The organism is Brevibacterium sp. NPDC049920 (genome assembly GCF_040656435.1).
Taxonomy (GTDB): Bacteria; Actinomycetota; Actinomycetes; order Actinomycetales; family Brevibacteriaceae; genus Brevibacterium; species Brevibacterium pityocampae.
In genome coordinates this window covers 23,174-39,448 of the sequence record NZ_JBFAMF010000015.1, presented here as the reverse complement: position 1 = coordinate 39,448, position 16,275 = coordinate 23,174, and the positions used below count along the sequence as shown (strand labels likewise).

The following is a 16,275-nucleotide window of genomic DNA, read 5'->3' as shown; positions in this document are numbered from 1 at the left end:
GAGCGGGCAGGCGGGACGAGCAGGACGATGATCCGTACTCTGCTGGCTGAGCACCAAGCGCGATTCACCTGTTGTTCATGTTCTATTCAGCACATATTCACGCTCATTCCGCGCGATCGGATTGAATGAGGCCAAGGATCACTGCTGCTCCCGAACCGCGGGCGCGCCTTCCCTGTGAATGAGGTTGTCATGAAGAAGTCGATCGTCCTCGCTCCCGCCGTCGCCATCGCGCTCACCGGCCTGGGCACTCCCGTCGCTTTCGCGCAAGATGCCGAGCCCACCGAAACCCCCAGCGAGGCGACTCCGGAGGCGGCTGCCGAGGCCGAGGAGCCCGCCCCCGCCGAGGAGCCGAAGGCCGAGGAGACCACGGACGAGGCCGAGGAGCCGGCTCCGAAGAAGGAAGCCGAGCCGAAGCCCGCCGAGGAGCCGGTCCCCGAGAAGGCCGAGAAGGACTCGGAATCAGCACCGGACGGTTCTTCGGAGTCGGACGATTCCGAGGACCAGGATGCGAACGATGCCGAAGCCTCGACGGGTTCGATCACTACCGAGAAGACCACAGTCAACGCCGATGAGGTCGAAGCCGGTTTCGTCATCACCGTGAAGAATGATTCGACGACGGCGGGCATGTCAGTCACCGCCACCGCGGAGCCAGGCGGATCGAAAGAGCTCACCGTCGCACCCGGGGCAGAAGCACGAATCAACGTCACCGAGCTCTCAGCCGACATCGCCGCTCTGCGGACAGATGGTGGCACGATCACCGTCACGGGGACTATCCCCGATGACGGGGACGGTCAAGTCGAACCACTCAACATCACGGTCAATGCCGACGACGGCAACGAAACTCCTCCCCCGGGTGACGGCGACGAAGGCAACGAGACCCCTCCCCCCGGCGACGGTGACGACGAGACTCCCCCTCCGGGTGACAACGAGGACGGCGAAACCCCTCCCCCGGGCGACGGGGACGAGGACGACGACACCCCGAGCCCCGAGACGCCTCCGAGCGAGGACGACGATGCGGACGATGCAGCGGCCCTCAGCCTCTCGATCTCGCCCGAGCAGATCAGCGCGGCGGACTTCGTCGACGAGGACAAGGGCGTGACGATCGTCGCATCCGGCTGCGAGCCGGGCACCGAGGCCACGATCCGTGTCAACCTCGACGGGTCCGGCGACATCGACGGGCTCGACGACGTCGAGACCGTCGCTGAGGACGGCACCGTGTCGTTCCGCGTCTGGGGCGACTCCGCCCGCAACCCCGCGGCCTACGAGGGCACGTACAACGTCGTCGTCGACTGCGAGGGCGAGGACGCGCTGACCGGCAGCTTCCGCGTCGGCGATCCGACCCCGACCCCGGGCGACGACGATGACGACGACGGCGCCCGCCCCGGTGACGATGACGACGACGCGCGCCCGGGCGACGACGACCAGGACGAGGCGGTCGCGCGGTCGCTCGCGATCGACCCGGAGCGGATCTCCGCGGCGGACTTCGTCAAGGAGCAGGCCGTGTCGATCACTGCGACCGGCTGCACGCCGGGCACCGCGGCGACGCTCACCGTGACCCCGTCCGGCTCCTCGGGGGTCACCGGCCACACGGACACGCAGACCGTCGGCGAGGACGGCACGGTCACCTTCGGCGTCCGCGGCATCAACGCCGACGCCCCGCACGTCTACGTCGGCACCTACGAGGTGCGCGTAGCCTGCGAGGGCGGCGAGGACCTCACCGGCCGGTTCGTCGTCGGCGATCCCGGTCGCGGCGGATCCGACGGCGGCCACGACGACGGCCGCACCCTGCCGCGCACGGGCACCGAGCTCAGCGGTCTCGCCGCAGGGGCCGCGCTGCTCGTCATCGGCGGTGCCTCGCTCCTCGTCACCCGCCGTCGCGGCGCCGGCAGCGCTCCCGGCGACATCTGATCCCCGGCCCGCAGCTGCGGCCCCCGTCCTCTTTCGGACGGGGGCCGCAGTCGTCTTCGCAGACGTTCGGTTCGCGACCACAATGAACACAAGTTTTCACGCCGGATGCGCCCGGTTACGTTGAGGCCAGTCAATCTTTTCATCCACGAAAGGCACCACCGTGAAGAAGTCGATCATCCTCGCCCCTGCTGTCGCCATCGCGATCAGCGGCTTCGGCGCCACCGCCGTGTCCGCCGCCCCCACGCCGTCCCCGGCTCCGACCCCCACCGAGACGGAGACCGCGACCCCGGAGCCGGAGGCTGCCGAGCCGACCGCCTCGCTCAGCGCTGAGACGGTTTCCGCTGATGACTTCGTGAACGAGGACACCGCTATCAAGGGGTCCGGCCAGGACTTCCCGACCGGGACGTACACGCTCCAGGTCAACCCCTCCAGCGATTCGGTCAAGGACTACGAGCTGGACGCCACCGTCGCTGAAGACGGCATCCTCGGCGTGACCATCTTCGGCCAGAGCGCCGACAACCCGGATGCCTACGTCGGTGACTACACCGTCCAGATCATGGGCCCCGACGGCAACCAGGTCGGGGCTGCTCTGCAGTTCACCGTCACCGCCTCCGACGATGACGACGAGACCGAGACCCCGTCGCCGACCCCCACTGAGACCGAGACCGCGACCGCTTCGCCGACCCCCACCCCGACCGAGGATGACGACGCGGACGAGGACGAGTGGACCTGGAACGGTGCCGAGCTCAAGGAAGGTCTCAACCTCGAGTCCGATCGGGTCACCCCGGAGAAGTTCGTCGACGAGGGCGTCGCCTTCGCCGTCCGCGGCTGCGAGCCCGGCCAGGACGTGACCTTCGAGGTCCGCGCCGGCCGTGACGACGTCCGCCCCTACACCGAGACCGTCGCCGCCGACGAGAACGGCATCGCCGTCCACGGCGTCAAGGGACTCGACGCCGACCAGGCCGAGGCCTACATCGGCGAGTACACCGTGACCGCCACCTGCGGTGAGAACTCCTGGACCGACGCGTTCACCGTGGGCTACGGCGACGACGATGCCAACCCGGGTGACGACGACTCGAGCGACGACAACGGCTCGGACGACAACGCCGGGGGCAACGACCTGCCGCGCACCGGTACCGAGCTCACCGGCCTCGCCGCCGGCGCCGGACTCCTCGTCATCGGTGCTGCGACGATGATGCTCACCCGCCGCCGCGGCGCCAAGACCGGCCCGGCCGACATCTGAGCCAGCCCGAGCTGAGCGCTGCCGCACCGGCACCGCGCACCCGGAAGGCCCGCGAACCCCACGGTTCGCGGGCCTTCCGCATGCGCCGACGGGAGTGTGGGGCTTTCGACGAAGAGTGGTGGCGTCATCGGTCGCACTCTTCTTCGAAAGCCCCACAGTCTGTGCAACTGCCCGCAGATCGCACGCGCCGCATCCGTCGCACGCTGTAACCGGGAACACAGCGCGCCCTGCCGGAATCGTGCGCATGAGATGAGGGGAACCGCAGGTCAAGACCCCCACCCGGATCGACCGGCCGACTCCTATCCTGGTCCCGGAGACCCCCACCGGGGCCTCGCACCCGGACACGGAATCAGGTGAACCCGATGATCCCCCCGCAGAACAGCTCCCGGCTCCGCTCGAAGGCGGTCAAGCGCTCCCGGCTGCAGGACGAGGCCCGCGCAGAGCAGCAGGCCGTCGCCCGCCAGGAGACCGCGACCGCGGGCTCCCGCCAGCCCGACGGCTTCTTCGCCCACCTCAACCTCAAGCCGATCTGGTTCGGCGTCGCCTTCCTCGCGATGTTCGCCGTCATCCTCTTCGTCCCCACCGGCGACGGCCTCTCCGTCGCCGCCCAGCGCGCGCTCGCGATCCTCGTGTTCGCCGTCATCATGTGGGTGACCGAGGCGGTGTCCTACTCGGTGAGCTCGGTCCTCATCATCGGGCTCATCGCGATCCTCCTCGGGTTCTCCCCCGGCCTCGAGGACCCCTCGACCACGATCGGCTCCTCCGACGCCCTGCGGATGGGACTCGCCGGCTTCTCATCCACCGCCGTCGCGCTCGTCGCCGCCGCCCTCGCCCTGGCCGCCGCCATGCAGGCCACCGGCCTCCACAAGCGCCTGGCCCTGTGGGTCCTCCGATTCTCCGGCGAGAAGACCCGCAACGTCCTCATCGGCGGCATCGTCATCGCGATCATCCTCGCCTTCTTCGTCCCCTCGGCCACCGCCCGTGCCGGTGCCGTGGTGCCGATCCTGCTCGGCATGGTCGCCGCCTTCGGGCTTGCGAACAACTCCCGCCTCGGCGCGCTCCTCATCATCGCCGCCGCCCAGGCCGTCTCCATCTGGAACGTCGGCATCAAGACCGCGGCCGCCCAGAACCTCGTCGCCGCCGGCTTCATCGAGGATCAGCTCGGCATCACCATCTCCTGGGGCCAGTGGTTCCTCTACGCCGCCCCGTGGTCGATCCTCATGTCGATCGCGCTCTACTTCATCATGCGCTGGGCGATCAAGCCCGAGGTGGATTCGATCGCCGGCGGGCGCGAGGTCGTCAAGCAGAACCTCGCCGAGCTCGGTCCGATGACGGGCAAGGAGATCCGGCTCATCGTCATCGCCTGCCTCCTCCTGCTCATGTGGGCCACCGAGGGCATCCTCCACCCGCTCGACTCCTCGACGATCACGATCATCGCGATCGGCCTGCTGCTCGTCCCGAAGATCGGCGTGTTCTCCTGGAAGTCGCTCGAGAAGCTCGTCAACTGGGGCACCCTCATCGTGTTCGCCACCGGCATCTCGCTCGGCACCCTGCTGCTCGACACCGGCGCCGCCGCATGGCTGTCGCAGAACACCTTCGGTGCGCTCGGCATCAGCCAGATGCCGCTTCTTACGACGATCGCGCTCGTCTCGCTCTTCACGATCCTCATCCACCTCGGCTTCGCCTCGGCGACCTCGCTCGCCTCGGCCCTGATCCCGGTCTACATCGCGCTCGCCGCGACCCTGCCCGGGGCCGCCGACGGCGGATTCGGATTCGTCATCATCCAGCAGTTCGTCATCAGCTTCGGCTTCCTCCTGCCGATCTCCGCGCCGCAGAACATGCTCGCCTACGGCACCGGGGCCTTCACCGCCAAGCAGTTCCTCAAGACCGGCATCCCGCTCACCATCGTCGGCTACCTGCTCGTGCTGCTCCTGTCGGCGACCTACTGGAGCTGGATCGGCCTGGTCTGAGGGAGGCTCCGGCGCAGTCCGGCACCCGCCGCATGCCGCCGGCGCCGGCGGAGTCCGCTCGGCACCCGCAGCACCCCTCCGGCACCACCGGCACCCGCCAGGCACCCGCCCGGCGGGGAACCGCACCCGCGGCCGGGAGGCCGAGTCCACCGGCACGCACCGGCCTTCGTGTGCCCCGCGAATCCGGGGCACACCGCGACCTCCCGGCCCGGGACGCACCGCGTCCCGGGCCGGTTCGCACCCCTCGCCATCGGGCCGCACCGCCTTCTGCCAGGAACTTCACACACCGGGAGCCTTGCCGAAATCCCCCAGAAGTGGTTGGGTGAAAAGGCAAGGGCCCTTGAAAGCGGGGCCCATTTCCACCGATTCCTCAAGGAAGGTCTGATCGATGACCGACAACTACAACTCCGCGGATTCGGGCAGCGCACTCGGCTCCGACACCCCGTACCCGGGAACCGATGTGCCGCAGCAGCCGGTGCACTCCGCATCGCAGGGTGCCGCGCTCAGCAGCGACCAGCCCGCATCCTACGGACGCCACGGCGTCAGCACCGACAGCACCGGCACCGCCGATGTCGCCAAGGACGAAGGCCGCCGCCTCCAGGGCGAGGCCGGCGCCGCCGCGCAGAACGTGGCCTCGACCGCGCAGTACGAGGCCGGACAGGTGGCCGAGGAGGCCAAGCAGCAGGCTTCGAACCTCTGGCACCAGCTCCAGCGCGATGCCGGCGACCAGGCCTCGCACCAGCAGGGTCGTGCCGCCAAGTCCGTCCGCGCGGTGTCCGACGACCTCGCCGGGCTGCGCCGCGGCGAGGAGCCCAAGGACGCCGTCACGCGCGACCTGCTGAGCATGGCCGACGAGCGCGTCTCCGCGATCGCCGACCGGCTGGAGAACTCGAACCCGCAGGATCTCGTGCAGGACGTGCGCCGCTTCGCCTCCACCCGTCCCTTCACCTTCCTCGCGATCGCCGCCGGCGTGGGCCTCATCGCCGGTCGCGTGACCCGCGGTCTCGCCGACGCCAACAACGACTCGAACGGCGGAGGCACCTCGGGAACGGGCACCGGCGAGTACGGCTACCCCGTCCAGGGCGGGTACCCGACCACCGGCTACCCGGCCCAGGGCTACGGCCAGCAGGGCTATGCCGCACAGGGATACGCGCAGCAGGGCTACCCGACCGGAGGCCAGTACTCCGCCGGGCAGTACAGCGATGCGAGCGGTCAGTACGGCCAGCAGGGCTACGCCGCCGGGCAGCAGTCCGCAGGCCAGTACGGCGCGGGCCAGGGCTATGAGGCCGGCCAGTACGACGACGGCCAGCAGGGCTACGGCACCGGGGAGACCAACCGATGAGCTACGACCCCAACCAGGGCGCGCACCCGGGGCAGCACCCCGGCCAGCACCCGGGCGGCGGGTACCCGGGCCAGCAGGTCCCGCACGCGGGCCAGCCGGTCCACCCCGGCCAGCCGCATCCGGGCCAGCCCGGCGTGGTCCCGCCCGGGCCCAATCCGCAGACCGCCTACGTGGCGCAGGAGCCGCCCCGACCCGGTGAGGAGTACCCGGCGAACGCCGCCGGGCACGGCTGGGACCGCGGCTACGACCGCGAGGCCTACGCCGAGGCCCAGGCCGAGGTGCGCGCCGAGAGCCAGTCGATCGGCGAGATGTTCTCCTCCCTGAGCCGGAACACCACCCAGCTCATCCAGCAGGAGATCGCCCTCGCCAAGGCCGAGGCGACCCAGTCGGCGAAGCGCGCGGGCGCAGGTGCCGGCATGCTCGCCGGGGCCGCGATCGCCGCGCTGTTCTTCCTGCTCTTCCTGTCCAATGCCCTGTGGATGGCGCTCGCCAACCTCATCGGACTGGGCTGGGGGGCGCTCGTCGTCGGAGTCATCTGGGCGATCGTCGCCACCGTGCTCGGCCTCGTCGGCAAGAGCAAGCTCCAGCAGGTCAAGGGCATCCCCGAGACCGTGGACACTGCCAAGGACATCCCGCCCACCATGAATCCCGCAAAGGAAACGCCATGACCTACACCCATGATCACGGCTACCAGGCCGACCCCAACCGTCCCGTCGCGACCCACGGCAACGCCGGCTACGGCACCGCAGACTACCCGACGGACAACTCGAACAAGTCCCCCGAGCAGATCCGCGCGGAGATCGAGCAGACCCGTCGCAACCTCGGCTACGACGTCGACGCGATGGCGGAGAAGGTCTCCCCGGCCAAGGTCGTCGAGCGCCGCAAGAACAAGGTCGCCGATCGCCTGAACCACTGGAAGGAATCCATCATGGGCTCCGCCGACGACGCCAACGCGCAGCTCAACCACCAGCGCCAGCAGTTCGCCGACTCCGCCCACGGTGCGGCCGACCAGGCTCGCGACGCCGCCTACCAGGCCCGTGACGCCGCCTCCCAGGTGCCCGGCCGCATCAAGCAGGGCACCCGCGGCAACCCGCTGGCCGCCGGCGTGATCGCGCTCGGCGCCGGCTGGCTCATCGGCTCGCTGATCCCTGCCTCGCAGAAGGAGCAGCAGCTCGCCGGTCAGGCGAAGGACGCCGCTCAGCCGCTCGTCCAGGAGGCCCAGAGCGTCGCCAAGGACATGGGGCAGAACCTGCAGGAGCCGGCGAAGGAGGCTGCGGAGAGCGTGAAGTCGCAGGCCCAGTCCGGCGCCGAGCGCGTGAAGTCCGACGCCCAGTCCGAGGCCGACCACCTCAAGACCGAGGCCCAGTCCTCCGGTCAGACGGTCAAGGAGACCCGCGAGTGACCCTCGCCCTCCGATGAACCATCGCAGCGCCCGCGGAAGCCCCGAGCTCCCGCGGGCGCTGTGCTGTCCGGGCACTCCAGCCCGGGCACCGGCGGCATTCTCGCCCGAAGTGGATGCCGCACCGTCGCCCGGGCGCGCCTGACCTCCCCCGCCGTCGCCCAGGCGAACTAGAGTGACCACCATGGACATCGACACGAATGCGCTCGAGCGCGACCTCGGCTTCCGGCTGCTCGGCGAGACCTTCTACCTCCAGGCCCTCGATCAGCTTTCCGTCAACGGCCTCGATGAGCCGTCCCTCGTCCCCGATTGGACGCGCAAGCATGTGGCCCTCCACGTGCTCTACAACGCCGAGGGCTTCCTCCGGCTGCTCGAATGGGCGAAGACGGGCGTGCAGAATCCGATGTACCCCTCCCGGGAATGGCGCGACCAGCAGATCGCCGACGGGGTGGCGCACACCTCGGGCGCGGACACGATCACGCTCGCGCATGAGGTGGCCGACGACCTCACCGCCGAGCTCGACTCGATGTCCGACGACGACTGGGGATCACAGGTGGTGTCCGGGCGCGGTGCGGACATCCTCGCCGCGGAGATCCCCTGGCTGCGGGCCCGCGAGGTGTGGATGCACAGCCTCGACCTGGGGATCGGCATGACTGCCCGGGATTTCCCGGCCGAGGTCGTCGACCGGCTGCTCGATGACGTCGATACGGCCTGGGGTGCCCGCGACGAGCCCGTGCACTACCGGGTCCGGCTCACCGACCGCGACGACCGCTCGGAGCGGGTGATCCGCCACGGCACCGAGGGCAGCACGCCCGCCGAGCCGATCGAGGTCACCGGCGAAGCCGCCGAGGTGCTGTCCTACCTCACCGGCCGCGGCTGGCCGGCCTCGGTGTCCGGGGACACGGACAAGGGCGGCACCGGCAGCACCACGCCGCAGGACCTCCCGGCGCCCCCGAACTGGCTCTGAGCCGCCGGCGCGGCATGTGTGCCCGGGAGTGTGGGACCTTCGACGGAGTGTGGGGCCATCAACGGCACCACTCTCGTCCGAAGGTCCCACAGTTGCGCGGGGTGCCGGCGGTGGGTGCCGGTGACGGGCGTATCCGGATCCGGTGGAGCCGGGCGCGCCGCTTGCGCTGCGCCTCAGCCGGAGCGGCGGCGGTAGAGCGTGAGCTCACCGCTGCGCCGTCCGCCGGCGCGCGCGGTCGCTCCGGGTGCCAGCGCCCCGGCGATCCGGAGCTCGGGCCGGGTGCCGTGGACGATCGAGACGACGTCACCCGCGGCGCCGGCGGCGAACACGCGGCCGCCGCCGCTGCGCATCACCTTCTCGAGGCGCTGGGCGAGGGTCCGGGTATGCGCCCCGAGCGTCTCGACCTCGCGCTGCAGCTCGAGTATCCGCTTGATCCCGGCGAGGTTGATTCCCTCCTCCTGGGAGAGGCGCTGGATGAGCTGGAGCCGGGAGATGTCGGCGGCGGAGTAGCGCCGGCCGCGGCCGGCGGTGCGCTGGGGCACCACGAGCCCGAGCCGGTCGTACTGCCGCAGGGTCTGCGGGTGCATCCCGGCGAGCTCCGCGGCCACCGAGATCACGTAGACTGCGGCGTCCTTGTCGATCTGCATCGTGCTCTCCACCTCCTTCGCTCGGTCGTCGCTCTACTTGCTGTGGTCTCCTGCGCTGCGCCCCGATACTCAGGGCTCCCTGTCATCGTCCGGCCGCGGGAATCGAGTCCGGCCCGGATCCAGCCGGTGCGCGCTCAGCTCGCCTTCGCCCGGGCGTACAGCTCGGCACGCGGGTCCTCACCCTCGGTCGCCTTCCGGTAGGCTTCGACGGCCTTTCTGGCGTCCGGGCTGAGGTTCCGCGGCACGGCGACCTCGATGGTGACGAGCAGGTCACCGGTGTGATTCTTGCCCTCGATGCCCTTGCCGCGGATCCGCAGCACGCGACCCGACGGAGTGCCGGCGGGCACCTTCATCCGCACGGGCATGCCGGACAGGGTAGGCACCTCGACCTCGGCGCCGAGCGCTGCCTCGTCGAAGCTCACCGGCAGCTCCATCCTCAGGTTGTCGCCGTCGCGGCTGAACACCGGGTGCTTCTCGACGTTGATGGTGAGCACGACGTCGCCGTTCTCCCCGCCGTTGGGGCTCGGCTTGCCCTTGCCCTTGACGCGGATCTTCTGGCCGTCCTTGACGCCCACCGGGGTGCGCACGCTCAGCGGCTTGCCCGAGGGCATCGTGAGCTTGACGGTGGCACCCTTCGCCGCTTCGGTGAAGGACAGCGAGGTGCTCGCCTTGATGTCCCCGCCCTTCTGCGGGCCGGTGGAGAACCCTCCGCCGTAGGGGCTGCCGCCGTAGGGCTGACCGCCGAACAGGTCCGACAGGTCGGGCGGCACGTCACCGTAGCCGCCGTAAGGGCTGCCGCCGCCGCGCGTGGTGTAGCGCGGGTACTGGCTCCTGCCCGCGCCGGTGTTGAACAGGCCGGAGAAGATGTCCTCGAACCCGCCGCCGGATCCGCCCGCACCGGTTCCGCCGCCGGAGCCGGCGGAGAAGCGGGCGCCGCGGCCCATGGCGCGGACCTGGTCGTACTGCTCGCGGGTCTCCTTGTCGGAGAGCACCTGATTGGCCTGGCTGATCTGCTTGAACTTCTCCTCGGCGGCCTTGTCGCCGGGATTCGTGTCCGGGTGGTACTTGCGGGCCAGCTTGCGGTAGGCCTTCTTGATCTCCGCGTCCGTGGCGTCCTTGGAGACGCCGAGGGTTGTGTAGTAGTCCTTGTCGAACCATTCGTTCTGAGGTCCCGTATTCACCTGGCACCTCCTTCCTGTGAGCTCACGCTCGCATCGATCTGCTGATTCTCATGTGTCATGTGTGCTGCTGTCTTCCTCACGTGCCGAGCGGCAGGCGGTCGGATGGGCGCGTCCTGCTCGCCGGGCCCGTGCCCGAGGCGCCCCGCCGGGATGCCCAATCTCCCACCGGTGGGGTGGGCCGGGTGCCGGCGGGCGCCTCGGGAGCGGATCATTCGGCCGGCGCCTGCACACCCACGCGGGCGGCCCGGATGACGCGTTCGCCCAGCCGGTAGCCCGGCTGCATGACGAGGAAGACCGTGGCGGTCTCGACCTCGTCGGACGGCTGCTGCATGAGCGCCTCGTGGATGCTCGGGTCGAACTCCTCGCCCGGCTCCCCGAACTGGACGACCCCGACCTTCTCGAGCGACGCGATGAGCTTCTTCGCGTGCGTCTCGAAGGGACCGGTGAGGTCGCCGTTCTCCCGGGCGAGCCGGAGCTCGTCGAGCACCGGGTAGAGCGCCTCGACGACGGACTGGACGCCGGCTTCCCGGGCCCGGTCCTGCTCGCGCTTGGCGCGCATCCGGAACGCCGCGTACTCCGCGTTGATCCGCTGCAGGTCGGCGAGCCGTTCGGCCGCGAGGCGGGCGTCGGCGGACTGCTCGTCCTCGACGCCGCCCTCGACCGGGGCCGCGGTGTCGTCGATGCCGGAGATGTCGTCCGGGACCTCGACGCCGGGTTCGGCGGGCTCCGCGCCGGGGTCCGCAGGCGCTGCGGCCTGCGGGTCCGGCTCCGGGTCCCCGCCCGACCCGGCAGCTGCCTGGGCCGACGGATCAGCGGGGTTCCGGACCTCCCCGGTCTCCGGGTCGATGCGGCGCTTGTCGCTGAACGAGAAGCCCTGCTCGGCTGCGCCGTTGTCGGGATCCTCGGCAGTCATTACTTCTTCTCCTCGTCCTCGTCGTCCACGACCTCGGCGTCGACGACCTCGTCCTCGGTGTCGGCGGATCCGCCTGCGGCATCGCCCTCGGGCGCACCGGCGGACTCGTCGGGCTGCGCGTAGAGCGCCTCACCGAGCTTGGTCTGGCTCTGCGAGAGCTTGTCGACGGCGGCCTTGACGGCGTCGTCGTCATCGCCCTTGAGCGCTTCCTTGACGGCCTCGACGTCCGCGCTGACCTCGGACTTGACGTCCTCGGGCAGCTTGTCCTCGTTGTCGGAGATGAGCTTCTCCGTCGAGTAAGCGAGGTTCTCGGCGAGGTTGCGGTTGTCCGCCGCCTCGCGGCGCTGCTTGTCCTCGTCGGCGTGCTCCTCGGCCTCGCGGACCATCCGGTCGATGTCCTCCTGCGGGATCGCGGACCCGCCGGTGATCGTCATCGACTGCTCCTGACCGGTGCCCTTGTCCTTGGCGGACACGTGCACGATGCCGTTGGCGTCGATGTCGAAGGACACCTCGATCTGCGGCAGGCCGCGCGGGGCCGGCGCGATGCCGGTGAGCTCGAAGGTTCCGAGCGCCTTGTTGTCGCGAGTGAACTCCCGCTCGCCCTGGAAGACCTGGATCGACACGCTCGGCTGGTTGTCCTCGGCGGTGGTGAAGGTCTCCGACTTCTTGGTCGGGATCGGGGTGTTGCGCTCGATGAGCTTCGTCATCACTCCACCCTTGGTCTCGAGACCGAGGGACAACGGGGTGACGTCGATGAGCAGCACGTCCTTGCGCTCGCCCTTGAGGACACCGGCCTGGACGGCGGCGCCGATCGCGACGACCTCGTCCGGGTTGACGCCCTTGTTGGGGTCCTTGCCGCCGGTGAGCTTCTTGACGACCTCGGACACGGCCGGCATCCGGGTCGAACCGCCGACGAGCACGACGTGGTCGATGTCGGAGAGCTTGATGCCGGCGTCGGCGATGACCGCCTCGAACGGCTTCTTGGTGCGCTCGAGGAGATCCTTGGTGAGGTCCTCGAACTTCGCGCGGGTCAGGGTCTCATCGAGGTGGATGGGCCCGTTCTCGCTCATCGACAGGTACTGCAGCGAGATGTTCGTGCTCGTCGCGCTGGAGAGCTCCTTCTTCGCCTGCTCAGCGGCCTCCTTGAGGCGCTGCATCGCAGTGGTGTCCTTGGACAGGTCGACGCCGTAGCCGTTCTTGACCTCGGACACGAGCCAGTCGACGATCCGCTGGTCCCAGTCGTCGCCGCCGAGCTTGTTGTCGCCGGAGGTGGCGCGCACCTGAATGGTGGAGAAGTCGTCCTCGTCCTTGCCGACCTCGAGCAGGGAGACGTCGAAGGTGCCTCCACCGAGGTCGAAGACGAGGATGAGCTCGTCCTCCTTGCCGCGCTCGAGGCCGTAGGCCAGGGCGGCGGCGGTGGGCTCGTTGATGATGCGCAGGACATTGAGGCCGGCGATCTGCCCGGCGTCCTTGGTGGCCTGACGCTGGGCGTCGTTGTAGTAGGCCGGGACGGTCACGACGGCGTCCGTGACCTCCTCCTGCAGGTACTCCTCGGCATCGTGCTTGAGCTTCTGGAGGATGCGGGCGGAGATCTCCGGGGCGGTCAGGGTCTTGCCGCCGATCTCGGTGCTCCAGTCGGTGCCCATGTGGCGCTTGACGGAGGCGACGGTGTTCTTGACGTTGGTGACGGCCTGGCGCTTGGCGATCTCGCCGACAAGCCAATCGCCGTTCTTGTTCACCGCGACGACCGAGGGGGTGGTGCGCCCGCCCTCGGCGTTCGCGATGACCTTGGGCTCGCCGCCCTCGAGGACGGCGACGACCGAGTTGGTGGTGCCGAGGTCGATGCCTACTGCACGTGCCATGAGTAGAACTCCTTTTCGTAGTTGTGCGAGCCGGTGCCCCGATGTGCTCGGCCGGACGGCTCCGCGGCCGGACTTCCGACCGTGGCCCCTGGAGCGGGCCCCGCCCGGGGAGCCGGAGCGGAACCGCGCGCCCGAACACATTGAGCGCCATTGGCTCAAGTCTTGAACGCCGCGATCGCGGTGTCAAACCACGATCACGAAAGTTGCGTACACCTGACTCAACTTTGCTCAGCGGGGTTTTATTCCGGCCGTCGGAGAGGTTTCTCCGGTCCACCCGGTGATCTCCGGGCTCCGAGTGCTAGGCCGACGCTCGCCCGCGCGGCCGCACGGGCGTTCCGTCCCAGCGGCGCACGCAGCGCCAGCGGTCGACGACCGAGGCGTGGGTGAGCCGCTCGGGCTCCGACCACGGCAGGGTCATGAGCATCCAGACCACGGCGACGACGGCGATCTCCACACCGATGTACCACGGCCACCCGCCGAGCAGGTCGAGCACGGAGAAACCGGCCGGCGCCTGCGCCAGGTAGCCGTAGTTCGCTCCGGTGGCGCAGTTGACCGCCGCCGCGAGGACGGCCCAGGCGAGCGCCGACACGTAGGCGACGCCGAAGCCGCGCCAGGTGGGCCGGTAGCCCAGCCCCCAGACGAGGACGATCGGCGCCCACTGGGCGAGGGCGTGGAGGATCCAGAACACGGTGAACTCGAGCTCGGGGTTCTGCATGTAGTTGAGGTCGGGGGTGACGACCGACTGGAGGTTGAGCGTGAGCCCCCAGTAGTAGGTGATGGCGATCGCCCAGCCCGCGCGGGTGATGAGGGCGATCGCAGTGACGATGCGGAGCACGTCGGAGAAGTGGAAGGGCAGCGACTGACCGATGTCCCAGTGGCTCGGCAGCATCCCCCACACCGTCCACCCCACGGCCACGACGAGGAGCACCCATCCGGTCGCACGGGTGATCCGGAGCTCGGTGCGGGTGCCGCGCTTCCGCCGCGCCATGACCACGAGGACGACCGCCCCGACGACGATCCCGGCGAGCGCGGTCAGGTGCTCGGGGCCGAAAAGGGCCATCCGGCCGATCGGCTCCGCGATCTCCATGGGCGCCCCTTCCCTGCTCGTCCTCGACAGGCACGACGGTGGTGCCCGCACCGCTCCGGCCTCATCATGAGTGTAGAGTCTGCCCGGCCCGCAGGCGCGCCGTTCTCCGCACCGGCTTGCGCAAGACCGGCCGCTGCGGGAGAGTCCGGAGAGGACCACACGACGAGGATGAGCGGGAGCACACCATGACCGGCCCAGCACGGAACCCCCACCGGCCACCCCCACCCAGCGGGGGCCGGGGTCAGGCCCCGCCCCCTCCACCACCCGGCGCGCCGCCTGCGCCCCCGCAGCCCGGGGGAGCCCCGGGCGCGCCTCGGAAGAGGCGCCACTTCATCGCCCCCGGCGTGACGCTCCTCGTCCTCGGTCTGCTCGGCATCGCCGCGGCGGTGCTGATCTTCATCATGCCGTTCGGCCTGTTCCTCTTGGGCGGCGGCGGGAACACCGAGGCGTTCGACGATATCGCCGCGAACTTCCGCCTGGTCGCCTCCCTCGTCGCCGGAGTGAGCGTGCTGATGGCCGGCGGCGGGATCGCCCTCATCGTCGTGGCCGGCCGCCGCGGGTGACCCGAGCACCCGTTCCGCGCACCCCAGTCCGACCCGGCCCGCGAGGGTTGCCCTGACCACAGGCCGCTCCAGGACGAATTGGCAGGCGACCCAGAGCCCGACCGCCTCCGCAGGCCGTCTCGGAGAGCGGTGGCACCACCCGCCCGGCTTCACCGGCTACCATGACACGAACGCCTGCGGACCCCGGCGGGCTCCGCGCTCCTCGCGCCGCTCGATCACTCTGCGCCCACCCCGACACCGAAGGACAGACCGTGGTCCCCGAACCGTCATCCCCGCGCCCCGAATCCCCGGGCGCACCCGGCCCGGCGAGCGACAGCACCCAAGCCGAGGACACCGCATCACCTGCGGACACGGCGTCATCCACGGTCACCGCTCCTGCTGACGGCTCGGCTTCCGCGGACAGCGCAGACACCGCCGGCGGCATGAAGAAGGAGCCGCCCCAGTCCTGGGACGACCTCAAGCCGTGGAAGGGCGCGGCGGCTCCGACGGACAAGTTCCTACTGTTCGCGATCTTCGCCGTCCCAGCGTTCTACCTGGGCATGATGCCGTTCCGGCCGTTCCTCATCGCGCACCAGCCGATTCTCCTCGAGTTCCTCACCGGCGCGAAGACCGCGATCGTCGGCGCAGCCGCCTATGCGCGGGTGGGCGAGTTCCCGCTCTGGCTCGTGCTCGTCGCCGGTTTCGTCGGGATGACGAAGTTCGACTGGCTGTTCTGGCTCGCCGGCCGCCGTTGGGGCGACGGCATCCTCAGCATCTTCACCTCCACCGACCGGCAGCGCCGGCAGGTCGAGAAGTTCCGCCGGATGCCCCCGTGGCTCCTCTTCCTCCTCGTCGTCATCAGCCGCGTGCCCGGCATCCCCGGGACCCTCGTATGGCTCGTCGCCGGCTGGAGCGGGATGCGATTGTGGGTGTTCCTCATCGCCGATTTCCTCGCCTGCCTCATCCTCACCGTCGGTGTCGCACTGCTCGGCTACTCGCTCGGCCAGGCGGCCGTCGACGTCATCCAGACCATCGACCGCTACGCGCTGTGGCTCAGCCTCGGCCTCGTCGTCCTCATCGCCGTGTGGTCCGGCGCGAAGGCGAACAAGCAGGCGAAAGACGCCCAGGCCTGACCTCGTCCACGGCTTTCCCGGCTTCCACGGATCCGGCCCCGGGCCGAGGCGCCGGCACACCCCGCAGGCCCGTGCGGATCG

General features: G+C 70.0%; 14 protein-coding genes. 9 read left to right on the top strand and 5 right to left on the bottom strand.

Going from position 1 to position 16,275, the window contains the following annotated elements:
* The first annotated feature begins 189 nt into the window (after nucleotides 1-189).
* The 7 genes from AB0I45_RS12880 to AB0I45_RS12850 all read left to right on the top strand — a co-directional run bounded on the left by AB0I45_RS12880 (nucleotide 190) and on the right by AB0I45_RS12850 (nucleotide 8,829).
* Nucleotides 190-1,908 (top strand): LPXTG cell wall anchor domain-containing protein, encoded by a 1,719-nt coding sequence (locus AB0I45_RS12880; RefSeq protein ID WP_345030410.1) that lies wholly within the window; start codon nucleotides 190-192, stop codon nucleotides 1,906-1,908.
* Nucleotides 1,909-2,068: 160 nt separating this feature from the next.
* Nucleotides 2,069-3,151 (top strand): LPXTG cell wall anchor domain-containing protein, encoded by a 1,083-nt coding sequence (locus AB0I45_RS12875; RefSeq protein ID WP_345030412.1) that lies wholly within the window; start codon nucleotides 2,069-2,071, stop codon nucleotides 3,149-3,151.
* Between the two features lie 362 nt (nucleotides 3,152-3,513).
* Nucleotides 3,514-5,121 (top strand): DASS family sodium-coupled anion symporter, encoded by a 1,608-nt coding sequence (locus tag AB0I45_RS12870; protein WP_345030415.1) that lies wholly within the window; start codon nucleotides 3,514-3,516, stop codon nucleotides 5,119-5,121.
* Between the two features lie 388 nt (nucleotides 5,122-5,509).
* Nucleotides 5,510-6,463, top strand: coding sequence for a hypothetical protein (locus AB0I45_RS12865; RefSeq protein ID WP_345030418.1), 954 nt, complete (start codon nucleotides 5,510-5,512; stop codon nucleotides 6,461-6,463).
* Nucleotides 6,460-7,131 carry a phage holin family protein gene (locus AB0I45_RS12860; protein WP_345030420.1) on the top strand — a complete coding sequence of 224 codons (672 nt, stop codon included), beginning with the start codon at nucleotides 6,460-6,462 and terminating at the stop codon, nucleotides 7,129-7,131. Before AB0I45_RS12865 ends, AB0I45_RS12860 begins: the two co-directional genes overlap by 4 nt.
* The gene (locus AB0I45_RS12855; protein ID WP_345030422.1) at nucleotides 7,128-7,865 is read left to right on the top strand and encodes a DUF3618 domain-containing protein; all 738 of its coding nucleotides are present in this window, start codon (nucleotides 7,128-7,130) and stop codon (nucleotides 7,863-7,865) included. The genes AB0I45_RS12860 and AB0I45_RS12855 overlap by 4 nt, the downstream gene beginning before the upstream one ends.
* A gap of 181 nt (nucleotides 7,866-8,046) precedes the next feature.
* The gene (locus AB0I45_RS12850; RefSeq protein ID WP_345030424.1) at nucleotides 8,047-8,829 is read left to right on the top strand and encodes a maleylpyruvate isomerase family mycothiol-dependent enzyme; all 783 of its coding nucleotides are present in this window, start codon (nucleotides 8,047-8,049) and stop codon (nucleotides 8,827-8,829) included.
* 173 nt (nucleotides 8,830-9,002) lie between these two features.
* Here the strand turns inward: AB0I45_RS12850 and AB0I45_RS12845 are convergent, their stop codons facing one another.
* The 5 genes from AB0I45_RS12845 to AB0I45_RS12825 form a co-directional block, all read right to left on the bottom strand.
* The gene (locus tag AB0I45_RS12845) at nucleotides 9,003-9,476 is read right to left on the bottom strand and encodes a helix-turn-helix transcriptional regulator (protein WP_345030427.1); all 474 of its coding nucleotides are present in this window, start codon (nucleotides 9,474-9,476) and stop codon (nucleotides 9,003-9,005) included.
* A gap of 134 nt (nucleotides 9,477-9,610) precedes the next feature.
* Nucleotides 9,611-10,657, bottom strand: coding sequence for a DnaJ C-terminal domain-containing protein (locus AB0I45_RS12840; protein WP_345030430.1), 1,047 nt, complete (start codon nucleotides 10,655-10,657; stop codon nucleotides 9,611-9,613).
* A 208-nt stretch (nucleotides 10,658-10,865) separates the two neighbouring features.
* Nucleotides 10,866-11,570 (bottom strand): nucleotide exchange factor GrpE, encoded by a 705-nt coding sequence (locus AB0I45_RS12835; protein ID WP_345030432.1) that lies wholly within the window; start codon nucleotides 11,568-11,570, stop codon nucleotides 10,866-10,868.
* Nucleotides 11,570-13,432: a molecular chaperone DnaK gene (gene dnaK / locus AB0I45_RS12830; RefSeq protein ID WP_295690190.1), complete on the bottom strand. Its 1,863-nt coding sequence runs from the start codon at nucleotides 13,430-13,432 to the stop codon at nucleotides 11,570-11,572. Before dnaK ends, AB0I45_RS12835 begins: the two co-directional genes overlap by 1 nt.
* Nucleotides 13,433-13,730: 298 nt before the next feature.
* Entirely contained in the window at nucleotides 13,731-14,519 is a 789-nt protein-coding gene (locus AB0I45_RS12825) for a TIGR02206 family membrane protein (protein ID WP_345030436.1), read from the bottom strand.
* Between the two features lie 344 nt (nucleotides 14,520-14,863).
* Between AB0I45_RS12825 and AB0I45_RS12820 the strand changes: the two genes are divergently transcribed.
* Together AB0I45_RS12820 and AB0I45_RS12815 are read left to right on the top strand one after the other, a co-directional pair.
* Complete coding sequence (locus AB0I45_RS12820) at nucleotides 14,864-15,082, top strand: hypothetical protein (RefSeq protein ID WP_137318236.1); 219 nt, start codon at nucleotides 14,864-14,866, stop codon at nucleotides 15,080-15,082.
* A gap of 251 nt (nucleotides 15,083-15,333) precedes the next feature.
* Nucleotides 15,334-16,194 (top strand): VTT domain-containing protein, encoded by an 861-nt coding sequence (locus tag AB0I45_RS12815; protein WP_345030439.1) that lies wholly within the window; start codon nucleotides 15,334-15,336, stop codon nucleotides 16,192-16,194.
* Nucleotides 16,195-16,275 lie beyond the last annotated feature (81 nt).